Origin of the sequence: Pseudogemmobacter blasticus, assembly GCF_003071405.1 — a bacterium.
GTDB lineage: Bacteria > Pseudomonadota > Alphaproteobacteria > Rhodobacterales > Rhodobacteraceae > Pseudogemmobacter > Pseudogemmobacter blasticus.
Window position 1 is genome coordinate 2,955,211 of sequence record NZ_CP020470.1, and the last position, 20,292, is coordinate 2,975,502.

The 20,292-nt window shown below is 68.7% G+C and carries 20 protein-coding genes; 14 read left to right on the forward strand and 6 right to left on the reverse strand.

From position 1 onward, the window contains the following. Positions 1-5: 5 nt before the first annotated feature. Both B6K69_RS14410 and B6K69_RS14415 read left to right on the forward strand, forming a co-directional pair. Positions 6-1,022 carry a sulfotransferase family 2 domain-containing protein gene (locus tag B6K69_RS14410; RefSeq protein WP_108644279.1) on the forward strand — a complete coding sequence of 339 codons (1,017 nt, stop codon included), beginning with the start codon at positions 6-8 and terminating at the stop codon, positions 1,020-1,022. A gap of 5 nt (positions 1,023-1,027) precedes the next feature. Next, positions 1,028-1,990 carry a glycosyltransferase gene (locus B6K69_RS14415; RefSeq protein ID WP_164681967.1) on the forward strand — a complete coding sequence of 321 codons (963 nt, stop codon included), beginning with the start codon at positions 1,028-1,030 and terminating at the stop codon, positions 1,988-1,990. Between the two features lie 2 nt (positions 1,991-1,992). Here the strand turns inward: B6K69_RS14415 and B6K69_RS14420 are convergent, their stop codons facing one another. Further along, positions 1,993-2,811 carry an ABC transporter permease gene (locus tag B6K69_RS14420; protein WP_108644281.1) on the reverse strand — a complete coding sequence of 273 codons (819 nt, stop codon included), beginning with the start codon at positions 2,809-2,811 and terminating at the stop codon, positions 1,993-1,995. Positions 2,812-2,909: 98 nt separating this feature from the next. Here B6K69_RS14420 and B6K69_RS14425 point away from each other — a divergent pair, with 98 nt between their 5' ends. The 3 genes from B6K69_RS14425 to galE all read left to right on the forward strand — a co-directional run bounded on the left by B6K69_RS14425 (position 2,910) and on the right by galE (position 5,888). Next, positions 2,910-4,166: a KpsE/RkpR family capsule polysaccharide export protein gene (locus tag B6K69_RS14425; protein WP_228156749.1), complete on the forward strand. Its 1,257-nt coding sequence runs from the start codon at positions 2,910-2,912 to the stop codon at positions 4,164-4,166. Between the two features lie 9 nt (positions 4,167-4,175). Further along, on the forward strand, positions 4,176-4,832 hold the full coding sequence (locus B6K69_RS14430) for an ABC transporter ATP-binding protein (RefSeq protein ID WP_108644282.1): 657 nt from the start codon (positions 4,176-4,178) through the stop codon (positions 4,830-4,832). Positions 4,833-4,901: 69 nt separating this feature from the next. After that, positions 4,902-5,888 (forward strand): UDP-glucose 4-epimerase GalE, encoded by a 987-nt coding sequence (gene galE, locus B6K69_RS14435; protein ID WP_108644283.1) that lies wholly within the window; start codon positions 4,902-4,904, stop codon positions 5,886-5,888. 83 nt (positions 5,889-5,971) lie between these two features. Here galE and B6K69_RS14440 read toward each other — a convergent pair whose 3' ends face one another. Next, on the reverse strand, positions 5,972-7,093 hold the full coding sequence (locus B6K69_RS14440) for a hypothetical protein (protein WP_108644284.1): 1,122 nt from the start codon (positions 7,091-7,093) through the stop codon (positions 5,972-5,974). Positions 7,094-7,230: 137 nt separating this feature from the next. Between B6K69_RS14440 and B6K69_RS14445 the strand changes: the two genes are divergently transcribed. After that, positions 7,231-7,968 carry an SDR family oxidoreductase gene (locus B6K69_RS14445; RefSeq protein ID WP_108644285.1) on the forward strand — a complete coding sequence of 246 codons (738 nt, stop codon included), beginning with the start codon at positions 7,231-7,233 and terminating at the stop codon, positions 7,966-7,968. A gap of 81 nt (positions 7,969-8,049) precedes the next feature. On the opposite strand, the gene B6K69_RS14450 is transcribed toward B6K69_RS14445, so the two are convergent. Further along, entirely contained in the window at positions 8,050-8,259 is a 210-nt protein-coding gene (locus B6K69_RS14450; RefSeq protein WP_107674107.1) for a TOBE domain-containing protein, read from the reverse strand. A 345-nt stretch (positions 8,260-8,604) separates the two neighbouring features. On the opposite strand from B6K69_RS14450, the gene B6K69_RS14455 reads away from it, so the two are divergent. From B6K69_RS14455 to dtd, 3 genes are all read left to right on the forward strand, one after another. After that, a complete protein-coding gene (locus B6K69_RS14455) occupies positions 8,605-9,594 on the forward strand; it encodes a phosphoribosylaminoimidazolesuccinocarboxamide synthase (RefSeq protein ID WP_108644286.1) in 990 nt (329 codons plus the stop codon). A 67-nt stretch (positions 9,595-9,661) separates the two neighbouring features. Further along, positions 9,662-10,585: a carbohydrate kinase family protein gene (locus B6K69_RS14460; protein WP_108644287.1), complete on the forward strand. Its 924-nt coding sequence runs from the start codon at positions 9,662-9,664 to the stop codon at positions 10,583-10,585. Beyond that, positions 10,582-11,025 carry a D-aminoacyl-tRNA deacylase gene (gene dtd / locus B6K69_RS14465; protein WP_108644288.1) on the forward strand — a complete coding sequence of 148 codons (444 nt, stop codon included), beginning with the start codon at positions 10,582-10,584 and terminating at the stop codon, positions 11,023-11,025. Before B6K69_RS14460 ends, dtd begins: the two co-directional genes overlap by 4 nt. A 5-nt stretch (positions 11,026-11,030) precedes the next feature. Here the strand turns inward: dtd and B6K69_RS14470 are convergent, their stop codons facing one another. The 3 genes from B6K69_RS14470 to B6K69_RS14480 form a co-directional block, all read right to left on the reverse strand. Further along, the gene (locus B6K69_RS14470) at positions 11,031-11,564 is read right to left on the reverse strand and encodes a hypothetical protein (protein ID WP_108644289.1); all 534 of its coding nucleotides are present in this window, start codon (positions 11,562-11,564) and stop codon (positions 11,031-11,033) included. A 94-nt stretch (positions 11,565-11,658) separates the two neighbouring features. Beyond that, on the reverse strand, positions 11,659-13,551 hold the full coding sequence (locus B6K69_RS14475) for an acyl-CoA synthetase (protein WP_108644290.1): 1,893 nt from the start codon (positions 13,549-13,551) through the stop codon (positions 11,659-11,661). Between the two features lie 119 nt (positions 13,552-13,670). Then, the gene (locus B6K69_RS14480) at positions 13,671-15,461 is read right to left on the reverse strand and encodes an ABC transporter transmembrane domain-containing protein (protein ID WP_108644291.1); all 1,791 of its coding nucleotides are present in this window, start codon (positions 15,459-15,461) and stop codon (positions 13,671-13,673) included. Positions 15,462-15,684: 223 nt separating this feature from the next. On the opposite strand from B6K69_RS14480, the gene B6K69_RS14485 reads away from it, so the two are divergent. Genes B6K69_RS14485 through B6K69_RS14505 form a run of 5 tightly spaced genes read left to right on the forward strand, consistent with a single transcriptional unit; the run spans position 15,685 to position 20,254 of the window. Beyond that, on the forward strand, positions 15,685-16,509 hold the full coding sequence (locus tag B6K69_RS14485) for an alpha/beta fold hydrolase (RefSeq protein ID WP_108644953.1): 825 nt from the start codon (positions 15,685-15,687) through the stop codon (positions 16,507-16,509). Further along, entirely contained in the window at positions 16,506-17,468 is a 963-nt protein-coding gene (locus B6K69_RS14490) for a threonine ammonia-lyase (RefSeq protein WP_108644292.1), read from the forward strand. The genes B6K69_RS14485 and B6K69_RS14490 overlap by 4 nt, the downstream gene beginning before the upstream one ends. A gap of 34 nt (positions 17,469-17,502) precedes the next feature. Beyond that, entirely contained in the window at positions 17,503-18,288 is a 786-nt protein-coding gene (pcaD, locus tag B6K69_RS14495; protein WP_108644293.1) for a 3-oxoadipate enol-lactonase, read from the forward strand. Then, positions 18,281-19,030 carry an alpha/beta fold hydrolase gene (locus B6K69_RS14500; RefSeq protein ID WP_108644294.1) on the forward strand — a complete coding sequence of 250 codons (750 nt, stop codon included), beginning with the start codon at positions 18,281-18,283 and terminating at the stop codon, positions 19,028-19,030. The genes pcaD and B6K69_RS14500 overlap by 8 nt, the downstream gene beginning before the upstream one ends. Positions 19,031-19,033: 3 nt before the next feature. After that, the gene (locus B6K69_RS14505; RefSeq protein ID WP_108644295.1) at positions 19,034-20,254 is read left to right on the forward strand and encodes a TCR/Tet family MFS transporter; all 1,221 of its coding nucleotides are present in this window, start codon (positions 19,034-19,036) and stop codon (positions 20,252-20,254) included. The last annotated feature ends 38 nt before the right edge of the window (positions 20,255-20,292 follow it).

Sequence of the window (20,292 nt, forward strand, 5' to 3'; positions counted from 1 at the left end):
CCGCGATGAACGCCTTTTCTGCTGCGCTGAACGGCCTGCCCGCGGATTTCGATCCCGAGCTCTATCTGCGCCTGAACCCCGATGTCGCCGCCGCCGGGATCGGGGCCGCCGCGCATTACCTGGCCCATGGCCGGGCCGAGGGGCGGGTCTGGCGCAGCGATCCCCTGCCGGCGGATTTCGATCCGGGGCTTTACCTTGACCTCAATCCCGAACTGGCCCGGGCGGGCGTTGATCCGGCCCTGCATTACCGCACTTTCGGCCGGCGCGAGGGGCGGTTCTACCGCGATGCCGACCCGGCCGCCGCGCCGCGCCGCGAGGCGCTGGTGGTCTTTGTCCATATCGGCAAGACGGCGGGCAGCAGCCTGAACGAGGTGCTGTACCGCGCCCTTGGCCCCGGTGTCCGGCATGTCGAGACGCTGGTGGACCATCCGTCGGTGGCGGCGCGGCAACTGGCGCAAAGCGGCTGGGTCTCGGGCCATCTGTGGACCGGGGCGCTGTGTGGCCTTGTCCGCGGCGTGACCGACCGGCCGTTGCGGCTGTTCACCCTGCTGCGCGATCCGGTGGAGCAGATCTGTTCGGCCTATAACTGGCTGCTGGTGCAGGCGGCCCGAGGCCCCGCCGCCGAAGCCGCGATGCCCGAGGACATTCGCGCCGCCACCCGCGCGGTGGCCGCCACCGACCACGGCGACCCTGCGGCGGTGATCCGCACGCTGGCGCGGCATGGCGGGCTGTTCCTAAACCATCAGGCCCGGGCGGTGTTTGGCCCCGGTGCCGGCACGATGACCGACGAGGAGATGCGCGCCGGCCTTGCCCGGTTCGAGGGCGTGGGTCTGCCGGACCGGATTGGCGATCTGGCCGCGCAGATGACCGGATGCCCCGGCATCACGGTGCCCCGGGAAAACGCCAGCCCCTATCGCTTTGACAAGGCGGTGTTCCGCAGCCCGGCGGTGGCCGGCTTCCTGGCCCGGGCCCATGCCGCCGATGCGCGGCTGGTGGCGCTGGTGCGGGCCGGAAGGGGATGAGGCCGATGTTCCATCTGCGCCCCCCTGCCGTGGAACCGGCCCCGCCGCTGGCCGAGGTGGTGCTGGCGGTGCGCAACGGGGCCCGCTTTCTGCCGCAGCAGATGGACAGCCTGTTCGCGCAGACGGGGGTGCGGTTGCGGCTACGGGCGCTGGATGACGGGTCCTCTGATGGGTCGCGGCAGGTGATGGTGGATCAGGCCGGGCGCGCGGGTCAGGTGCTGCATCTGGCCGAAGGGCCGCGCGCCGGTGTGGCCGAGGCCTTCTTCACCCTGCTGGACCGGGTTGGCGCCGATGCCGATCTGATTGCGCCCTGCGATCAGGATGATGTCTGGCTGCCGCGCAAGCTGGCGCGGGCGGGCCGGGCGCTGGCAGCCTTGCCCACGGGCTGCCCCGGGGCGGTGATCGGCGCGCGGATGGTGACCGATGCCGGCCTGCGGCCCCTCGGGCGCGATCCGGCCTGGCGGCGGCCGCCGGGCTTTGCCAATGCGCTGGTTGAAAACATCGTGCCCGGCAATGCGCTGGTGATGAACGCCGCCGCGCTGGCGCTGGTGCGGGCCAGCCTGCCCGCCGCGCGCGCCGCCGGGGTGCCGCTGCATGACTGGTGGATCTATCTGGTGTTGTCCGGGGCCGGGGCGAACCTCTGGCACGACCCCGAGCCGATGGTGCTGTATCGCCAGCACGGCGGGAATGAGATCGGCGGTGCGCCGCACGGGCTGCGCCGGGGCTTGCGGATGCTGGCCGCGCTGGACGGGCGCTATCGCCGGCGGATCGACGCCAACCTGTCCGCCCTGCTGGCCTGCGCCGACCTGCTGACGCCGGAAAACCGGCGCCTGTTGCAGCAGTTCGCGGCGCTGCGGGCGGCCCCGCCGGTACGGCGGCTGGCGGGGGCTTTCGGCCTGGGCCTGTACCGGCAGGGGCGGGCGGCGCAGGCGGCGCTGCGGGTTGGGCTGGCGCTGGGGCGGGCGTAAACCTAACGCTCCAGCAGCAGCCACTTTGCCTGCCAGCTCAGCAGCCGCAGCCCGGCCAGCAGCAGCGCCAGCGACACCCCGCAGACATAGACCGCCGAGGTATAGCTGTCAGGGTAATCGGGAAAGAAGCCTGACCGCATGATCCCGGTGACATGCACCAGCGGGTTCCACCACAGCACGGCCTGCAACGCCTGCGGCATCCGCTCAAACAGCACCAGACCGCCCGAGATCAGGAACAGCGGGCGCGAGATCAGCGACCAGATCACATGCCAGGTGTGAAAGCGCAGGAACAGCCAGGCGTTCAGCGTGCCCACGGCCAGCGCGAAAAGCGCCGCCAGAGCAAGGGCTTCGCCGATGCGGGCGATGTCCGGCACGGCGCGCGTGTCGAACATCAGCAGGATCGCGGTGATGACGATGTAGAACACCAGAAGTTCGGCCAGAAGGTTGACCACGAACCGCGCCGTGATGGCATCGACGAAGGTGACCACCGGATAGCTGAGCAGGGGCCGCGAAAAGACCAATGCCCCGCTGACCCGGTTCGCCACCGTGGTGAACAGCGCGAAGGGCAGCATTGCCGTGGCATAGAACAGCGCAAAGCTGCTGCCGATGGGGGGCGCCGCGAAGAAGAACGAGAAGGCGAAGGTCAGGATCGCGATGCCGGCCACCGGCTCCAGGATCGCCCAGAGATAGCCGCCGGGCGAACGGCCATAGGTCGTGGCCATTTCGCGCAGCATCAGCGCCCCGACCGCGCGCGGGCTGAACAGCCGCCGCAGCGGCGGGCGGCAGGGGCGCAGGGCAGGGCTGATTCGGCTTCCATCCATGGGGCCTTATAGCCGCGCAGTCGTTAGGCGTTTCTTAGCACCCGCCGGGCATTGTCTGTGGAAACAGGCCCGCAGGGGCCAAGCCGTATGAGGATGAGGTGACCGCAGACCGCCAGATCGCCCCGCAGATCGCCGCCGTGGAAGCTGCTGTTCCGGCGCCCGCGAAACCTTCGGTCGTGGCGCTGGCGCCGCCGCCCCTGCTGCCCGCCGCCGCGCCCGAGGCTCCGGTCCGCCCGCCCGTGCGGCGGATGCGGGTCCGGCTGCGGCATCATCTGGTGGCGCTGTCCTTCGTGCTGGTCGTGCTGCTGCCCTCGGCGCTGGGGGCCTGGTATCTGTGGGCCCGCGCCGCCGATCAGTATGCCTCGACCGTGGGCTTTTCGGTGCATCACGAACAGACGGATTCCGCGCTGTCGCTGCTGCGGGGCATCGCGTCCTTTTCCGGCTCCAGCTCGGCCGATACCGATATTCTTTACGAATACATCTTCAGCCAGCCGCTGGTGGCCGAGATTGATGCAGAAATCGGCCTGCGCGACATCTGGTCGAAACCGCAGGGCGACCCGGTGTTCACCTTCGGCCCCGACGGCACGATCGAGGATCTGGTCGCCTATTGGGAAGACATGGTGACGGTCTATTACAACGCCAGCACCCGCCTGATCGAGATCAGGGTGCTGGCCTTCACCGCCGAGGATGCGCAACGCATCAGCGAGACGATCTTTGCCAAGTCGAACGCCATGATCAACCGGCTGAACGACATCGCGGCGAATGACCTGATCCGCTACACGGCCGACGAACTGGCCCGGGCCGAGGCCGAGTTGCGGCGGGCGCGGCAGGCGCTGACCGATTTTCGCAACCGCAACCAGCTTGTCGATCCGGCGGCGGATCTGGCCTCGCAAGGTGGCATCCTGGCGGGGCTGCAGCAGGAACTGACCGGCGCCATGGTGGAACTGGATCTGCTGCGCGACCGGGGCGCGCAGGAAGACCCGCGCATCGGCCCGATGGAAAAGCGCATAAGGGTGATCGAGGCGCGCATCGCCGCCGAGCGGCAGAAGCTGGGCCTTGGCGCGGATGGCGATGGCGCAGCCGCCATGGCGGATGTTGTGGCCGAGTACGAACGGTTGCAGGTTGACCGCGAATTCGCCGAAACCACCTATGCCGCCGCCCGCGCCGCACATGAGGCCGCGCTGACCGAGGCGCGGCGGCAAAGCCGCTATCTGGCGCCGCATATCGCGCCCACGCGGGCCGAAAGCGCGCGCTTTCCCGAACGCGGCAAGATCCTGGCGGTGGGGGCGGTGTTCCTGTTCATGCTCTGGGGCATCTCGGTGCTGCTGTATTATTCGCTGCGCGACCGGCGCTGAGGCGCGGCCATGATCGAATTGCGCAACCTTTCCAAGACCTACCGCATGGACGGGGTGTCAAAGACCGTGCTGCACCCCACCACGATGCGGCTGCCGCGCGGGCGCACCATCGGGCTGGTGGGGCGCAACGGGGCGGGCAAGTCCACCCTGTTGCGCATGATCGCCGGCACGCAGGCGGCCTCGGGCGGGACGATCCGGCTGCACGGCACGGTGTCCTGGCCGGTGGGGTTTGCCGGGTCGTTCCACCCGGATCTGAGCGGCGCGCAGAATGCCCGCTTCGTGGCGCGGATCTATGGCGTGGACAGTGATGAGCTGATCGGATTCGCCGAGGATTTTGCCGAACTGGGCGGCCATTTCCGTCTGCCGGTGCGCACCTATTCGTCGGGGATGCTGTCGCGCCTTGCCTTCGCGCTGTCGATGGGAATCGCCTTCGACTGCTATCTGGTTGATGAGGTGACGGCGGTTGGCGATGCGGGCTTTCGCGCCAAGTCGGAACGCATGTTCCGCGCCCGGATGCGGGGGGCGGGGGGGATTGTCGTCAACCATTCGGACGCGGTGATCCGCGATCTGTGCGATTCTGCGCTGCTGCTCGAAGGGGGGCGCCTGACCTGGTATGAGGACGTGGCCGAGGCGCTGCGCCAGCATCAGCGCAACATGACGGGATAGCCCGGCACGGTTCGACAAACACGCCCGCGTCAGATAAGGCAGGCCGCGAAACCTGAACAGGGGAACGAGATGGGTGAGTGTGTGCTGGTCACCGGGGGGGCGGGCTATGTTGGCGCCCATGCCTGCAAGGCGCTGGCGAAGGCGGGGTTTCAGCCCGTGGTCTTCGACAATCTGGCCACCGGTTGGGCCGAGGCGGTGAAATGGGGCCCGCTGGTGCAGGCCGACCTGATGGATCGCGCCGCGATTGACCGGGCGCTGGCCGACTATCGCCCGGTTGCGGTGATGCACTTCGCCGCCCTGTCGCTGGTGGGCGAATCGATGAAAGACCCCGGCCTTTACTGGCGGGTGAATGTCGGCGGCGCGCTGAACCTGGCCGAGGCCTGCGTTGCGGCGGGTGTTAAGAACTTCGTCTTCTCGTCAACCTGCGCCACCTATGGCGATCAGGATGGGGTGATGCTGACGGAGGACACCGCCCAGCATCCGATCAACGCCTATGGCGGGTCGAAACTGGCGATCGAGCATATCCTGCGTGATTACAGCGCTGCGCACGGGCTGAACCATGTGATCTTCCGCTATTTCAACGTGGCCGGCGCCGACCCCGAGGGAGAGATCGGCGAACAGCACCGCCCCGAGACGCATCTGATTCCGCTGATGCTGGAGGCGGTGGCCGGCACCCGCCCGGCGCTGACGGTGTTCGGCACCGATTACCCCACGCCCGACGGCACCTGCGTGCGCGATTATGTGCATGTCAGCGATCTGGCCGCCGCGCATGTGCTGGGGCTGCGGCGGCTGCTGGCGGGGCGGGGCAACGGGGTGTTCTGCCTGGGCTCGGGCCGCGGCTTTTCGGTGCGCGAGGTGATCGACGCCAGCCGCGCCGTGACCAACCGCGAGGTGCCGGTGGTGATCGGCGCGCGGCGGCCCGGCGATGCGGCGGCGCTGGTGTCGTCGTCCACGCGGGCGATCACCGACCTGGGGTGGGAGCCGCAGCGATCAACCCTGCGCCAGATGATCGGTGACGCCTGGGCCTGGGCGCAGAAGCCGGGCTACAGCCGCTGAGGTTGCGTCGATTTCTTTGAAGAAATCGTGCCGGAGCCTTTGAAGGCTCCGGTGCGGCGTTTTCGAAAACGCCGCGGTCTGCGCTACAGATCCCAGTCCAGCGCGGCTTTCTTCGGCGCGGCGGCCGCCGGCGTGTCCTCAAGCCCCAGCCAGCCGCCCCGGATGGGCAGCTTGCGTTCGGCGCCCCAGTCGCCGGTCACGGTCAGCGTGTCGCCGTCCAGCATCACGCCGGCCACCGCCTGCCCGGCGGGCCAGCGGATTGCCCCCAGGATATGGCGAACCTCGACCGTTCCCATCGGGTCCAGCGTCACAAGGCCGGGCTGGCCGGCGGCGGTCAGCGGATCGGGGGTTTCGCGGGCGGACAGGCCCAGGTTGGGCAGGGCCGCGCCTTCTTCGACCCCAAGGCAGCCGCGGTGACGGCCGTTCCAGGGGGCGTAATCGCGACCGCCGTTCGAATGCCAGAGCATCGTCATCGGCAGGCGACGGGCATTGCGCAGCGACAGGAACAGGTCGCCCTCCTGGGGGCGGACGACGGCGGTCCAGCCAAGGCGCGAAGCCGGGTCTTCCACCGCGCTGACGAAATCTTCATGCGCATCGCCCCAGGGGTAGCGGTGCAGGTTCACCGACCCGCCATCGGCGGCGGGGAATTCGGCCGGGTCTTCGCTGCGGCGCGGATAGGCCAGCCGCGACCGGCCTCGGGCGGGGTCAGCTTCCAGCGGTTCGGCCAGAGTTTCGAACCAGCGCTTGCGCGAGAACGAGAGCTTCGCGCCGTTCGGGACCGAGATCATGGCGTGATTGCTGACCGGCAGGCTGCCGCTGCCGCCGATGAACAGATGGCGCTGGTAAAGGAAGGGGTGGTCGTCGCTGACCGAAAGTTCCTTGACCAGCGTGGCGCCCTGCACCTCGCCCGAGAGGATGGCGCGCAGGATGCCGGGGCCGGCGGGCGTGGGAACCCAGGTGCCGTTTGCCGCCAGACCGTGCAGGCCGGCGGGGCTGGCGCCCATGGGGGCGGCCAGAAAATCGCCGCCCAGCCGGCGCTGATGCGGCGGGGCCTCGGCGGGCACCTCGTCTTCGGTCCAGGGGGCGTGGTGCAGCGGGCTGATCGCGGCGCCTTCATCGGTGATGGTCAGGCGGGTGATCTGGCCGCCCCGCGCATCGAAGGCAACCGCGATGCCACGGGCGGCAAGGGATGAGGTCTGGGGCATCGGGTCTGTCTCCTGCGGGCGGTGTCGGGTGCAGGGTAGGCCCGCCGGTGCCCGGCCTGCAAGGGCGGGTCAGGGAACTGGCATGTCGGCGGCCGGGTCTCTAGGCTGCGGTCAGGCGGATCTGCGGGGAGGCAGGGATGGGGCGGCTGGACGGCAAGGTGGCGGTGGTGACGGCGGCGGGGCAGGGTATCGGCCGGGCGTCCGCGCTGGCGATGCAGCGCGAGGGGGCGCGGGTCATCGCGACCGACATCAACAGCAAGACGCTGGCCGAACTGGCGGCGGCGGGGCTGGAAACGCGGCTGCTGAACGTGCGCGATCCGGCGGCGGTGGCGCAGATCGCGGCCGACCTGCCCGAGACCAGCGTTCTGTTCAACTGCGCGGGGTTCGTGGCGAATGGCACGATCCTGGAGTGCAGCGATGATGACTGGGCGTTCTCGCTGGATCTGAACGTGACGGCGATGTTCCGCATGTGCCGCGCCTTTCTGCCGGGGATGATCGCCGGCGGGGGCGGGTCGATTGTCAACATGGCCAGCGCGGTGGGGTCGATCATCGCGGCGCCGAACCGCTTTGTCTATGGCGTGACCAAGGCGGGGGTGATCGGGCTGACCAAGGCGCTGGCGGCGGATTTCGTGACACGGGGCATCCGCTGCAACGCGATCTGCCCCGGCACGGTGGAAAGCCCCAGCCTGGAGCAGCGGCTGCGGGCGACGGGGGATTACGAAGCCGCCAGAACAGCGTTCATCGCCCGCCAGCCGATGGGGCGGATGGCGACGGCCGAGGAGATTGCCAATCTGGTGGTCTATCTGGCGTCGGACGAGTCGAGCTTCACCACGGGACATGCCCATGTGATTGACGGGGGCTGGTCCAACGTCTGAACGGGGTGTGCCGCGACGGGGAGGGTGCCCCAGGCCGCCGAAGGCCAGCCGCCGCGCCGCGGGCGGCTGGCCGGTCAGCAGTCAGTCGTCAAGGCCGACCATCACGTCCGAGGCCTTGATCACGGCATAGGCTTTCTGGCCGACGGTCAGGCCCAGTTCCTCGACCGATTCATTGGTGATCGAGGCGGTGACGATGCTGCCGCCCACGTCGATGCGGACATGGCTGGTGACCGCGCCCGAAACGATTTCGACCACGGTGCCGGGCAGCAGGTTGCGTGCGCTGAGTTTCATGGGGGAGTCCTTTTCCCAGGGTTGTGGGAAAACTGTTTCCCTGCATCTGTAGATTGTCCATCGGATGTGGCGCAAAGGGGCCGCGACAAATCTGCCTTGCCTGCGAAACGGGCATTCAGGTGCGGAAGGTGCCGGCAGGCCGACCCGTTGTCGCACAGGGTGGCCGAAGGCGCGGCTGGCGCCGTGATCCGGCCTATCCGACTGGAATGATTTGAGGAATCCGGTCCGGGGCGTTCTTTCTGCCAGAGCCGGGGCCGGACGCGCCACCTTGACAGACCCGTGCCCCCGCCGGATAAGCCCGGTGCCTCCGTCTTGTAGTGCCGCTTTGGCAGGAAAGGCCCGCCGATGCCCGCCTCCTCCGTCGATCTGACCCGTGTCCTGCCCGCGGCCCGCATCCCGGAACTGCCCCATCCCTATTTCGGCAAGGTGCGCGATTGCTATGACCTGCCACCGTCGGACGGGTTTCCGATGGGGCGGCGCATCCTGATTTCGTCGGACCGGATCAGCGCCTTTGACCGCATCCTTGCGGCCATTCCCTGCAAGGGCCAGGTGCTGACGCAGACCGCCCGCTACTGGTTCGATGCCACCCGCGACCTGTGCGACAACCATGTCGTTGCCTATCCCGACCCGAATGTCGTGATCGGCCGCCGGCTGACCATCCTGCCGGTCGAGGTGGTGGTGCGCGGCTATCTGGCGGGCACCACGTCAACCTCGATCCTGACGCAATACAAGGCCGGCGCGCGCGAGATGTATGGCCATACGCTGCCCGATGGCCTGCGCGACAACGAGGCGCTGCCGCAGGCGATCATCACGCCCACCTCCAAGGCGTTTGACGGTGGCCATGACGAACCGCTGACCGCCGCCGAGATCGTGGCGCAGGTGCTGCTGACGCGGGCGCAATGGGATGAGGTGTCGGAAAAGGCGTTGGCGCTGTTCGCGCGTGGCCAGAAGATGGCGGCCGAGCGCGGGCTGATCCTGGTGGACACCAAATATGAATTCGGGCTGGACGAGAACGGCCGCATCCTGCTGGCGGACGAGATCCACACCCCCGACAGCAGCCGCTACTGGATCGCCTCGGGGTATGAGGCGGCGCTGCGCGACGGCACCCGTCCGCCCAGCTTTGACAAGGATGTGATCCGGTCCTGGGTGGTCAGCCGCTGCGACCCCTATCGCGATCCGATCCCCGAGATTCCGGCCGAGATGATTGCCCGCACGGCGCAGGTCTATATCGACGCCTATGAGGCGATCACCGGCCAGACGTTCGTGCCCGATACCACGGGTGACACGCCGCTGGACCGGGTGCGCGCCAATCTGGCGCCCTGGTTCACGGCCTGATGCAGCCTGCCCTTTGCAGCATGACCCCGCGCCGCCCTATGCTGCGCGGGAACCGGGAGATTAAGCGATGATTCTGTCCTGTGGCGAAGCCCTGATCGACATGCTGCCGCGCACCGCGACCACGGGTGAGGCCTGTTTTGCCCCCTATGCCGGCGGGGCCGTGTTCAACACCGCCATCGCGCTTGGCCGTCTTGGGGCGCCTTCGGCGTTCTTTTCGGGCGTGTCGAACGACATGCTGGGCGAGATCCTGACCGAGACGCTGACCGCATCAAAGGTGGACACGCGCTATCTGGCGCGGTCGGACCGGCCCACCACGGTGGCCTTTGTCAAGCTGGTGAACGGACAGGCGACCTATGCCTTTTATGACGAGGCGACGGCGGGGCGGATGCTGTCGCCCGAGCAGTTGCCCGAGCTGCCCGCCGGGGTGGCGGCGCTGTTCTTCGGCGGCATCAGCCTGGTGAACGACCCCGCCGCCAGCACCTATGAGGCCTTGCAGGCCCGCGAAGCCGGGGCGCGTGTCACCATGATCGACCCGAACATCCGCCCCGGCTTCATTGCCGGCAAGGAAGACGCCTACCGCGCCCGCATTGGCCGGATGATCGGGCGGGCCGACATCGTGAAACTGTCGGACGAAGACCTGCACTGGCTGGAAGGAACCGGCGACCTGACCGCGCTGGCGCGCGGGATCGTGGCGCGCGGCCCGAAGGTGGTGTTCATCACCGAAGGCGCGAAAGGCGCGCGGGCGGTGACGGCGACGCAAGACCGCTTTGTCGCGGCCACGCCGGTGACGGTGGCCGATACGGTGGGGGCGGGCGATACGTTCAATGCGGGCGTGCTGGCGGCGCTGCACGCGGCGGGCGTACTGACCAAGGCCGGGGTCGCGGCCCTGCCGGATGCGGTGCTGGATCAGGCGCTGTCGCTGGGCACCCGCGCGGCGGCCGTCACCGTCAGCCGTGCCGGCGCGAACCCGCCCTGGACGCACGAGCTGTGAGGGCTGTCCTGCAACGGGTGAGCCGTGCGCAGGTCTCTGTCGCGGGCGAGGTGGTCGGGCGCTGCGGACCGGGCCTGATGATCCTGATCTGCGCCATGCAGGGCGACAGTGACGAGGCGGCGGCGAAGGTGGCGGCCAAGATCGCCAAGATGCGGATCTTCAAGGACGATCAGGGCAAGATGAACCTGTCGGTCCGCGATGTGGGGGGCAGCGCGCTGGTGATCAGCCAGTTCACCCTGGCCGCCGACCTGCGCGGCAACCGCCCCGGCTTCAGCACCGCCGCTGCCCCGGAGGAGGGCAAGCGGCTGTACGAATTATTCGCGGCGCGTCTGGCGGCGGAAGGGGTGCCGGTCGAGACCGGCATCTTCGGGGCCGACATGGCGGTGGAACTGGTGAATGACGGGCCGGTCACCATCTGGATCGACAGCGAGGCCGGCTGACCGGCCTATTTGAACGGGTTGCCGGGCGATTGCTTGGTGATCACGTCTCCGCAGCCGATCAGCGCGTCGATCGAGGCGCGCGATCCGGCCAGCGTGTAGTTCTGCACATCCGCCCCGTCCGCCGACCGCAGGAACAGCCGGTTGCCCTTGGCCACCTCGACGATGAAGTCGATGCCGGCATCGCTGTCGGGCAGGGTGAACAGCACCGAATTCAGCCGCAGATTGGCGGCATTCAGGTTCCAGGGCGCCATGCGGTCGATCTGCACCTGAAGGTCGGCGGTATCGCCGGTATCGCCGAAATCCCATTGGGTGGAATAGAACTGCAACTGGACCGAACCGTCCTGGAACGTCCAGATCGAGAAGGTTTCGCCGGGGGCAGAAACCGTGGCGACGCATCCCATCGTGCCATCGTCCCAGGCCACCATTTCCACCAGCCAGGCCTTGTTGCGTTCAAGCACCTGGGATTCATAGTTCTGTGCAAGCGCCGGTGTGGCGGTCAGCAAGGCGGCGGCTGCGGCAAGGGCTTTGGGCGAAATCATCTGTCAGGTCCGATCTGTGGCAGGCGCGGCCAGTTTGGCCGCGCCGGCACGATTCCTGCAAATGAAAACTCCCGTCATGCGGGCCGTGGAGGGGTCAGGCCTTCCAGTCCCAGGCGCCGGTGAAGCCGCCCAGAAGGTGGCCGACCTTTTCCTCATCCACCGGGCCGGTCTTGACCAGACGCGCGACCAGGCCGCGCTTCTTGTCTTCGACCACCTCGGCCACATGGGCGGCGATGCCTTCCTTCTGAAGCGCGGCATCATAGACCCGGGTGATCGACATCCGGCGCAGGGCCGGCTTGAACACCTTGCCCACGGCCGTTTTCGGCATGTCATCGACGATTTCCAGATACTTCGGCACCGCCGCCCGTTCGACGATATGCGCCTCGGCATGGGCGATCAGCTCGTCTGTCGTGACCGTCGCGCCCTTGACCAGTTCGACATAGGCCGCGGGCAGTTCGCCGGCATGTGCATCGGGCTGGCCGATGGCGCCGACCATGGCCACGGCCGGGTGGCTCATCAGGGCCTCTTCGATGATCGCCGGGTCGATGTTGTGGCCGCCGCGGATAATCAGATCCTTGGCGCGCCCGGTGATGAACAGATAGCCGTCCGCATCCAGGCGGCCCAGGTCGCCGGTGCGCAGGAAGCGGCCTTCGGCGAAGAGTTCGCGGTTCTTGTCGGCTTCGGTATAGGTCGAGCCTTCAAAGACGCCGGGGTTCGAGACGCAGATCTCGCCCACCTCATCGACGCCACATTCCCGCAGGCCGATGGCGCCCATGCTGGTCAGGATGCGCACCTGGGTGTGCGGGAAGGGCAGCCCGACCGAGCCGATCTTCTTGGCCCCGTCCGGCGGGTTGATCGAGACAAGGCAGGTTGCTTCGGTCAGGCCATAGCCTTCGATGATCTCGATGCCGGTTTCCTTCTTGAAGCGGTTGTACAGTTCCACCGGCAGCGCGGCAGACCCTGAAAACGCATTTCGCAGCGAGGAAATATCGGCATTGACCGGGCGCTGCATCAGGGCGGCCAGCGCCGTGGGCACGGTGATCAGATAGGTGACCTTGTGGCGTTCGATCAGCTTCCAGAGGTTGTCGAACACGCCTTCGCCGCGATAGCCCGCCGGCGTGGGGAAGACGACATGCGCGCCCGAGGCGATCATCGACATCATGATCGGGTAGCAGGCGAAGACGTGGAACAGCGGCAGCGGGCACATGACCACATCTTCCGGCTTGAACAGCAGCCGCTGCCCGAGCCAGCCATTGTAGACCATGCCCGAGACCTTGTGCTGGGCCACCTTGGGCATTCCGGTGGTGCCGCCGGTGTGGAAATAGGCGGCAACGCGGTCTTCCTGCGGGTCGGCAAAGGTCAGCCGGTCGGCGGGCTGGCGGGCAGCCTCGGCGTGGAAGGACTTGACCTCGGCCCGGTGGTGGAAGTGCAGCTTCGGCCGGATCAGCGGCACGATCAGCCGCTTGAGGCCGGTCAGATAGGTGAGCAGGTCGATTTCCAGCACGGTCTGCACGCTGGGCGCAAACTTGACCGCCTCGGCCACCTTGTCGGGCACATCGGTCTTGGGGAAGGCGCGCAGCGTGACCACGACCTTGGCCTTGGTCTCGCGCAGGATGGCGCTGATCTGGTCGGCTTCCAGTAGCGGGTTGATCGGGTTGACGATGCCCGCCACCGCGCCGCCCAGCAGGGTGACGGCGGTTTCCAGCGTGTTCGGCAGGATGAAGGCGACCACATCCTTTTCCCCCACGCCAAGGCTGCGGAACAGGTTTGCGGCCTGGGTCACGCGACCCAGAAGCTGGGACCAGGTCAGCGTCGATTTCGGCGCTTTCGGGTCGGACAGCAGTTGATAGGTGATTGCAGGGCGTGACCCGTGGCGGGACGCGGCCCGCGACAGGAAAGCATACATGCTGCGCGGTTCGTCGCGATCGGGCCACGGCATTTCGGCCTCGATCGCCCGCACGTCGGCGAGCGTGGAAAAGCTTCCCATAGTCTCCTCCCTTCTGGTCAGCGCCCCGGTTCTGACGGCCGGGTTATCGGCGAATGTGGGGGCTGGGCCGGCCTTTGCCAACCGTTTTCCGTTGCCGGATACGCAACGTCAGGGCGGGGTCAGATCGTGCCGTCGGTAAATTGCAGCCGCGCCAGCCGGGCGTAAAGGCCGCCTTCGGCCACAAGCGCATCATGCGTGCCCTGTGCGACGATCTGCCCGTCCTCGAACACGACGATGCGGTCGGCGCGTTTGACGGTGGCCAGACGGTGCGCCACGACCAGCGTGGTGCGCCCCTGCGACAGGTGTTCGACCGCCTCTTGCACGGCGCGTTCGCTTTCGGCGTCCAGCGCGCTGGTCGCCTCGTCCAGCAGCAGGACGGGGGCGTTGCGCAGGATGGCGCGGGCGATGGCGACACGCTGCTTCTGGCCGCCCGACAGCATGACGCCGCGTTCGCCAAGGAAGCTGTCATAGCCCTGCGGCAGCACGCTGATGAAGTCATGCGCGGCGGCGGCGCGGGCGGCGGCTTCAACCTCGGCATCGCTGGCTTCGGGGCGGCCGAAGCGGATGTTGTCGCGGGCCGAGGCGGCAAAGATCACCGGGTCTTGCGGCACAAGCGCCAGCGCGCGGCGGAAGTCGCCACGGGCCATGTCGCGCAGGTCGATCCCGTCCAGCGTGATGCGGCCCGATTGCGGGTCGTAGAACCGTTGCAGCAGTTGCAGGATGGTGGTCTTGCCGGCGCCCGAGGGGCCGACCAGCGCCACCGTCTCGCCGGGGCGGACATGCAGCGACACGCCTTTCAGGGCGGAAACGTCGGGGCGGGCCGGATAGCGGAAGGTGACACCTTCGAAGGCGATCTCGCCGCGCACGGGCCGGGGCAGGGGCTTGGGCCGGGCCGGGTCTTGCACGCTGTCTTCGGCATTCAGGATCTCGACCAGGCGTTCGGTCGCGCCCGAGGCGCGCTGGAGTTCGCCCCAGATTTCCGAAAGCGCGCCCACGGCGCCGGCCACCAGAACGGCATAGATCACGAACTGGATCAGCTCGCCCATGCTCATCCCGCCCGCCCGCACGTCGCGGGCACCGACCCAGAGCACGCCCACAATGCCGGTGAAGACCAGGAAGATCACGATCACCGTCATCACCGCCCGCGTGCCGATGCGGCGGCGGTTGGCGTCAAAACTTTTCTCGGTCACTTCGGCAAAGGCGGCGCGGGTGGGGCCTTCGTGGGTGTAGGATTGCACGGTCTGGATCGCCAGCAGCGATTCAGAGGCCGAGCCCGAGGAAGAGGCGATCCAGTCCTGGCTTTCGCGCGACAGAGACCGCAGGCGGCGGCCCAGGACGATGATCGGCACCACCACGGCGGGCACGATCAGCAGGACAAGCCCCGTCAGCTTGGCCGAGGTGAGCAGAAGCATCACCATCCCGCCCAGAAGCAGGATCAGGTTGCGCAGCGCGATGGAGATCGACGAGCCGATGACGGACAGGATCAGCGTGGTGTCGGTGGTGATGCGGCTGAGAACCTCGCCCGTCATCACCCGTTCGAAGAAGGACGGGCTGAGGGAGGTTACCTTGTCAAAGGTGGCGCGGCGGATGTCGGCCACCACCCGTTCGCCCAGCCGGGTGACAAGGTAGTAGCGCAGGCCGGTGCCCACGGCCAGAAGTGCCGCGATCAGCAGGAAGGCCCCGAAATATTCGTCCAGAAGCGCGACATTGGTCGAGTTGAACCCGTCCACCACGCGGCGCACCGCCAGGGGCAGGATCAGGCTGATCCCCGCCGTGACCACCAGCGCCGCCAGCGCCGCCACCGTCATCATGCGATAGGGCCGCAGGAAGGGCATCAGACCGGCAAGCGCGCCGACACGGCGCGAGGTCGGGCGGTCTTCGGTCGGGGCGGTCTTCGGGGATCTGGCCATGGCGTCGCGGCTTCCTCTTGCTGCCGGGCCGGGGTTTAGTCCGCATGGCCTGCGGGGGCAAGCAATGCCTTGCCGAAAGGGGTATCCGTCTCTCCTCTTTTCCCCGGTCGCGGGGCGTGCCAGTGTTGCCCCGCACCGGGACGATCCGGCGACGATCCGGCCGAAGCGGCTTCGGGCCGGCGGGACGATCCACGATTCTTGCGGTTTCTTCGAGGGGATGACCATGCCGCAGCATTTTACCGCCACGGACGGGGCGCGGCTGGCCTATCGCGACGAGGGCATCGGGCTGCCGGTGCTGTGTCTGGCCGGCCTGACCCGCAACATGGCCGATTTCGACGATGCCCTGCCGGCGCTGGCCGGGGTGCGGGTGATCCGCATGGATTACCGTGGCCGCGGCGACAGCGACTGGACCGGGGCCGCCAGCTATACCGTGCCGCAAGAGGCGGCGGATGCGCTGGCGCTGCTGGATCATCTGGGCATTGAACAGGCGGCCATTCTTGGCACCTCGCGCGGGGGGCTGATCGGGATGCTGCTGGCGGCAATCGCCAAGCCGCGGTTGCTGGGCCTGTGCCTGAACGACATCGGCCCCGAAATCGTGCGGTCGGGGCTGGAGCGGATCAAGGATTATGTCGGCCGCCGCCCGGCGGCGCGGACGCTGGCCGAGGTGGCCGAGAAGCTGCCGGCCAATTCGCCGGGCTTCGAAGGCGTCAGTGCCGCGCAATGGCAGGCCATGGCAGACCGGCTGTATCGTCAGGGCGAGGGGCGGGTCGAACTGCGCTATGACCCGGCGCTGCGCGAGTCGGTGCTGGCCTCGTTCGCGGTGCCGCCCACCGACCTGTGGCCGCTGTGGGCGGCGACGGCGGGCCTGCCGGTGGCGCTGATCCGGGGCGCGAATTCCGATCTGCTGACCCCGGACACCGTGGCGCGGATGCAGGACATGCGGCCCGACCTGATTTTCACCGATGTGCCCGACCGGGCGCATGTGCCCTTTCTGGATGAACCCGAAGCCGTGGCGGTACTGCGGCGGTGGCTGGAGCAAATGGAATGACCCTGCAGGCGATCGAAGCGGCGGCAGCGCGGATGCGCGGCCATGTGCGGGTGACGCCGCTGTTGAACGCACCCTTGCTGGACCGGCTGGCGGGGCGGCGGATCTTCGTCAAGGCGGAATGTCTGCAGGTGACCGGCAGTTTCAAGGCGCGCGGCGGATGGGCGGCGGTGTCGGCCTTGCCGGCAGGCGCAAGGGGCGTGCTGGCGATGTCGTCAGGGAACCACGCGCAGGGCGTGGCCTGGGCCGCGGCGGCGCATGGCGTGCCGGCGGTGATCGTCATGCCGTCGGACGCGCCGGCGGTGAAGGTGGCCAATACCCGCGCCTATGGCGCCGAGGTGGTGCTGTATGACCGCGCCCGCGACGACCGTGATGCGCTGGCGGCGGGGATCGCGGCCGAGCGGGGGCTGGCGCTGGTGCCGCCCTATGACCACCCCGAGGTGATTGCCGGTCAGGGCAGCGTGGGGCTTGAGATTGCCGCGCAGGCGGCCGAGGCCGGGATTGCCGGCGCTGATGTGCTGGTCTGCTGCGGGGGCGGCGGGCTGTCGGCCGGGGTGGCCATGGCGCTGGACGCCCGCGCGCCGGGCCTGCGTGTCCGCACGGTGGAACCGGCGGGGTTCGACGACATGGCGCGGTCGCTGGTTTCGGGGCAGCGCGAGGGCAACGCGGCGGCGACCGGATCGGTCTGCGACGCGATCCTGACGCCAATGCCGGGGGCGCTGACGCTGCCCATCCTGCAGCGGCTGGCCGGGCCGGGGATGGTGGTCAGCGATGATGAGGCGCTGCAGGCGGTGGCGCTGGCCTTCCGGTATCTGCGTATCGTGGCCGAACCGGGCGGCGCGGTGGCGCTGGCGGCGGCGCTGTTCCGCGATGACCTGCCCGAGACGGTGATCTGCACCGTCAGCGGCGGCAACGCCGACCCGGAGATCTTTGCCGGGGCGCTGGCCCGCTTTGGCGGCTGAGGCCGCCCGGAAACGACAGACGACGAAGGTTCCCATGGCCCCGATCTTCCTGCCCGACCTGCGCCTGAACGCCCGGCTTGACGGCCCCGCCGACGGCCCGCCGCTGGTGCTGCTGCACGCGCTTGGCCTGCGGCTGGAGCTGTGGGACGCGGTGGTCGCCCGGTTGCCGCGCCACCGCATCCTGCGGCTGGACATGCGCGGCCATGGCGGCAGCGACGTGCCGCCCGCCCCCTATGCCATGGGCACGCTGGTGCGCGATGCCGAACGGGCGATGGACCATTTCGGGATGAAGGAGGCGGTGGTCGTCGGCCTGTCGATCGGCGGGCTGATCGCGCAGGGGCTGGCCGTGAAGCGGCTGGATCTGGTGCGCGGGCTGGTGCTGTCGAACACCGCCGCCCGGATCGGCATTGCCGGGCAATGGCAGGACCGCATCGCCATGGTGCGCGACGGGGGCCTTGCCGCCCTTGCCGATGCCACGATGGAGCGCTGGTTCGGCCGCAAATGGCGCGAGGTGTCGCAGATGCCGGCGCTGCGCGAGATGCTGCTGGCCTGCCCGCCGGAAGGCTGGATGGGCTGCGCCGCCGCGATTGCGGGCACAGATTTCTATGAAACCACGGCCACGCTGCGGCTGCCGCTGCTGGCCATTGCCGGGGCGAATGACGGGTCAACTCCGGCCGATCTGGTGCGCGAGACCGCCGATCTGGTGCCGGGCAGCCGGTTCACGGTGATCCGGGGCGGCGGGCATCTGCCCTTTGTCGAGCAGCCCGACGCCTATGTTGCGGCGCTGGCGGAGTTCCTGACCGGCATCGGCCATGGCTGAGGTGCTGCTGGTGCCGGGATCATGCCACGGGGCGTGGTGCTGGCACCAGGTCATTCCGGCGCTGGCCGCGCTGGGGCATAGCGCCCGCGCCATTGACCTGCCCGGACGCGGGGCGGATGCGGCCAGGGCCACGCTGGACGATCTGGCGGGCGCCATCGTGGCGGCGCTGGACCGGCCGACCGTGGTTGTGGGCCATTCCGCGGCGGGATACGCCATCACCGCCGCTGCCGAGCGCGACCCCGCGAACATGGCCGCGCTGGTCTATCTTTGCGCCTATGTGCCGGTGTCGGGCCAGTCGCTGGCGCAGATGCGGCGGGCCGGGCCGCGCCAGCCGCTGGCGGGCAGCTACCGGCTGGATGCGGCGCGGACGGTGTTTTCCTTTGATCCGGCGCGGGTGGACGATCTGTTCTATCACGACTGCCCTGCTGAGGACCGTGCCCTTGCGGCACGCTGCCTGGCGCCCGAACCCATTGCCCCGCAGGAAACCCCGTTGCGGCTGACCGCCCGGTCGCAAGACCTGCCGCGCCATTACATCGCCTGCACCGAGGACCGGGCCATTCCGCCAGAGTATCAGGTGGTGATGGCGGCTTCGGTGCCGGAGGCCAACCGGACGGCGCTGCCTTCGTCCCATTCGCCGTTCTTCGCCATGCCGCAGGCGCTGGCCGCGCGGATCGACCGCATCGCGGGGGGCCTTTCGGCGGCGGGCCGGGGTGATATGGTCGCGCCCGTTCCGAAAGGCTGAGCCATGCCCAACCCGCGCCTTGCGCTGACCTTCATCCTGATCACCGTGGCGCTGGACGCGATCGGGATCGGCATCATCTTTCCGGTCATGCCCGACCTGATCCGCCAGGTAACGGGGCGATCCTTGTCCGAGGCCGCGCTTTGGGCCGGAACGCTGGGCACCGCCTTTGCGGTGATGCAGTTCCTGTTCGGCCCCGTCCTTGGCGCGCTGTCCGACCGTTTCGGTCGCCGTCCGGTGCTGCTGGTGTCGCTGGCGGTGATGTCGGCGGATTATCTGGTGATGGCAACCGCGGGCACGATCTGGCTGCTGCTGGCGGCGCGCATCGTGGCCGGAATCACGTCCGCCACCTATTCCACCGCCACCGCCTTCATTTCCGACATCACCCCGCCCGAAAAGCGCGGCGCGCGTTTCGGCCTGATCGGGGCCTGTTTCGGGGTGGGCTTCGTTGTCGGGCCGCTGATCGGCGCCGGTCTGGCCGGGATCGACACCCGCGCGCCGTTCTTTGCCGCCGCCGCCATGGCGGCCGCCAACATGCTGCTGGGCTGGTTCACCCTGCCCGAGACGGTGACCGACGCCACCCGCCGCCCGTTCCTGTGGGTGCGGGCCAATCCGCTGGGGGCGCTGCGGTCGGTCAGCCGGTTGCCGGGGGTGGGCTATACGCTGGCCTGCTTCCTGATCCTTGGCATCGCGATGAATGTCTATCCCACGGTCTGGGCCTTTTACGGCCAGGCCAATTTCGGCTGGTCCTCGGGCATGGTCGGGGTGTCGCTGGCGCTTTATGGCATCAGCTTTGCGGTGGGGCAGGCGGCGATTGTCGGCCCGGTGATCCGGCGCTGGGGCGAACACCGGGCGGCGCAGTTCGGCATGGTGGTGGATGTGGTGACGCTGACCGCGCTTGGCCTTGTCACCTCGCCCGTGGTGGCGCTGGCCATCATCCCGGTCACGGCGCTTGGCGGCACCGTCACGCCGTCGCTTCAGGCGCTGGCCTCACGCGCGGCGCCGGCCGATGCACAGGGCGAGGTGCATGGCGTGTTGTCCAGCCTGAACGCGGTGGCTACCATCCTTTCGCCGCTGGTGATGACGACCACCTTCGCGCATTTCACCCGCGAGGGCGCTGCGGTCCATGCCCCCGGCGCACCGTTCCTGCTGGCCGCCGGGCTGATGGCCGGCTGCCTTGCGCTGCACAGCCTGGCGGCACACCGTCCCCGGAGCTTGCCCGCCTGATTGCCCGTTTGCGGCATGATCTGTCGCTGAAAGACCGG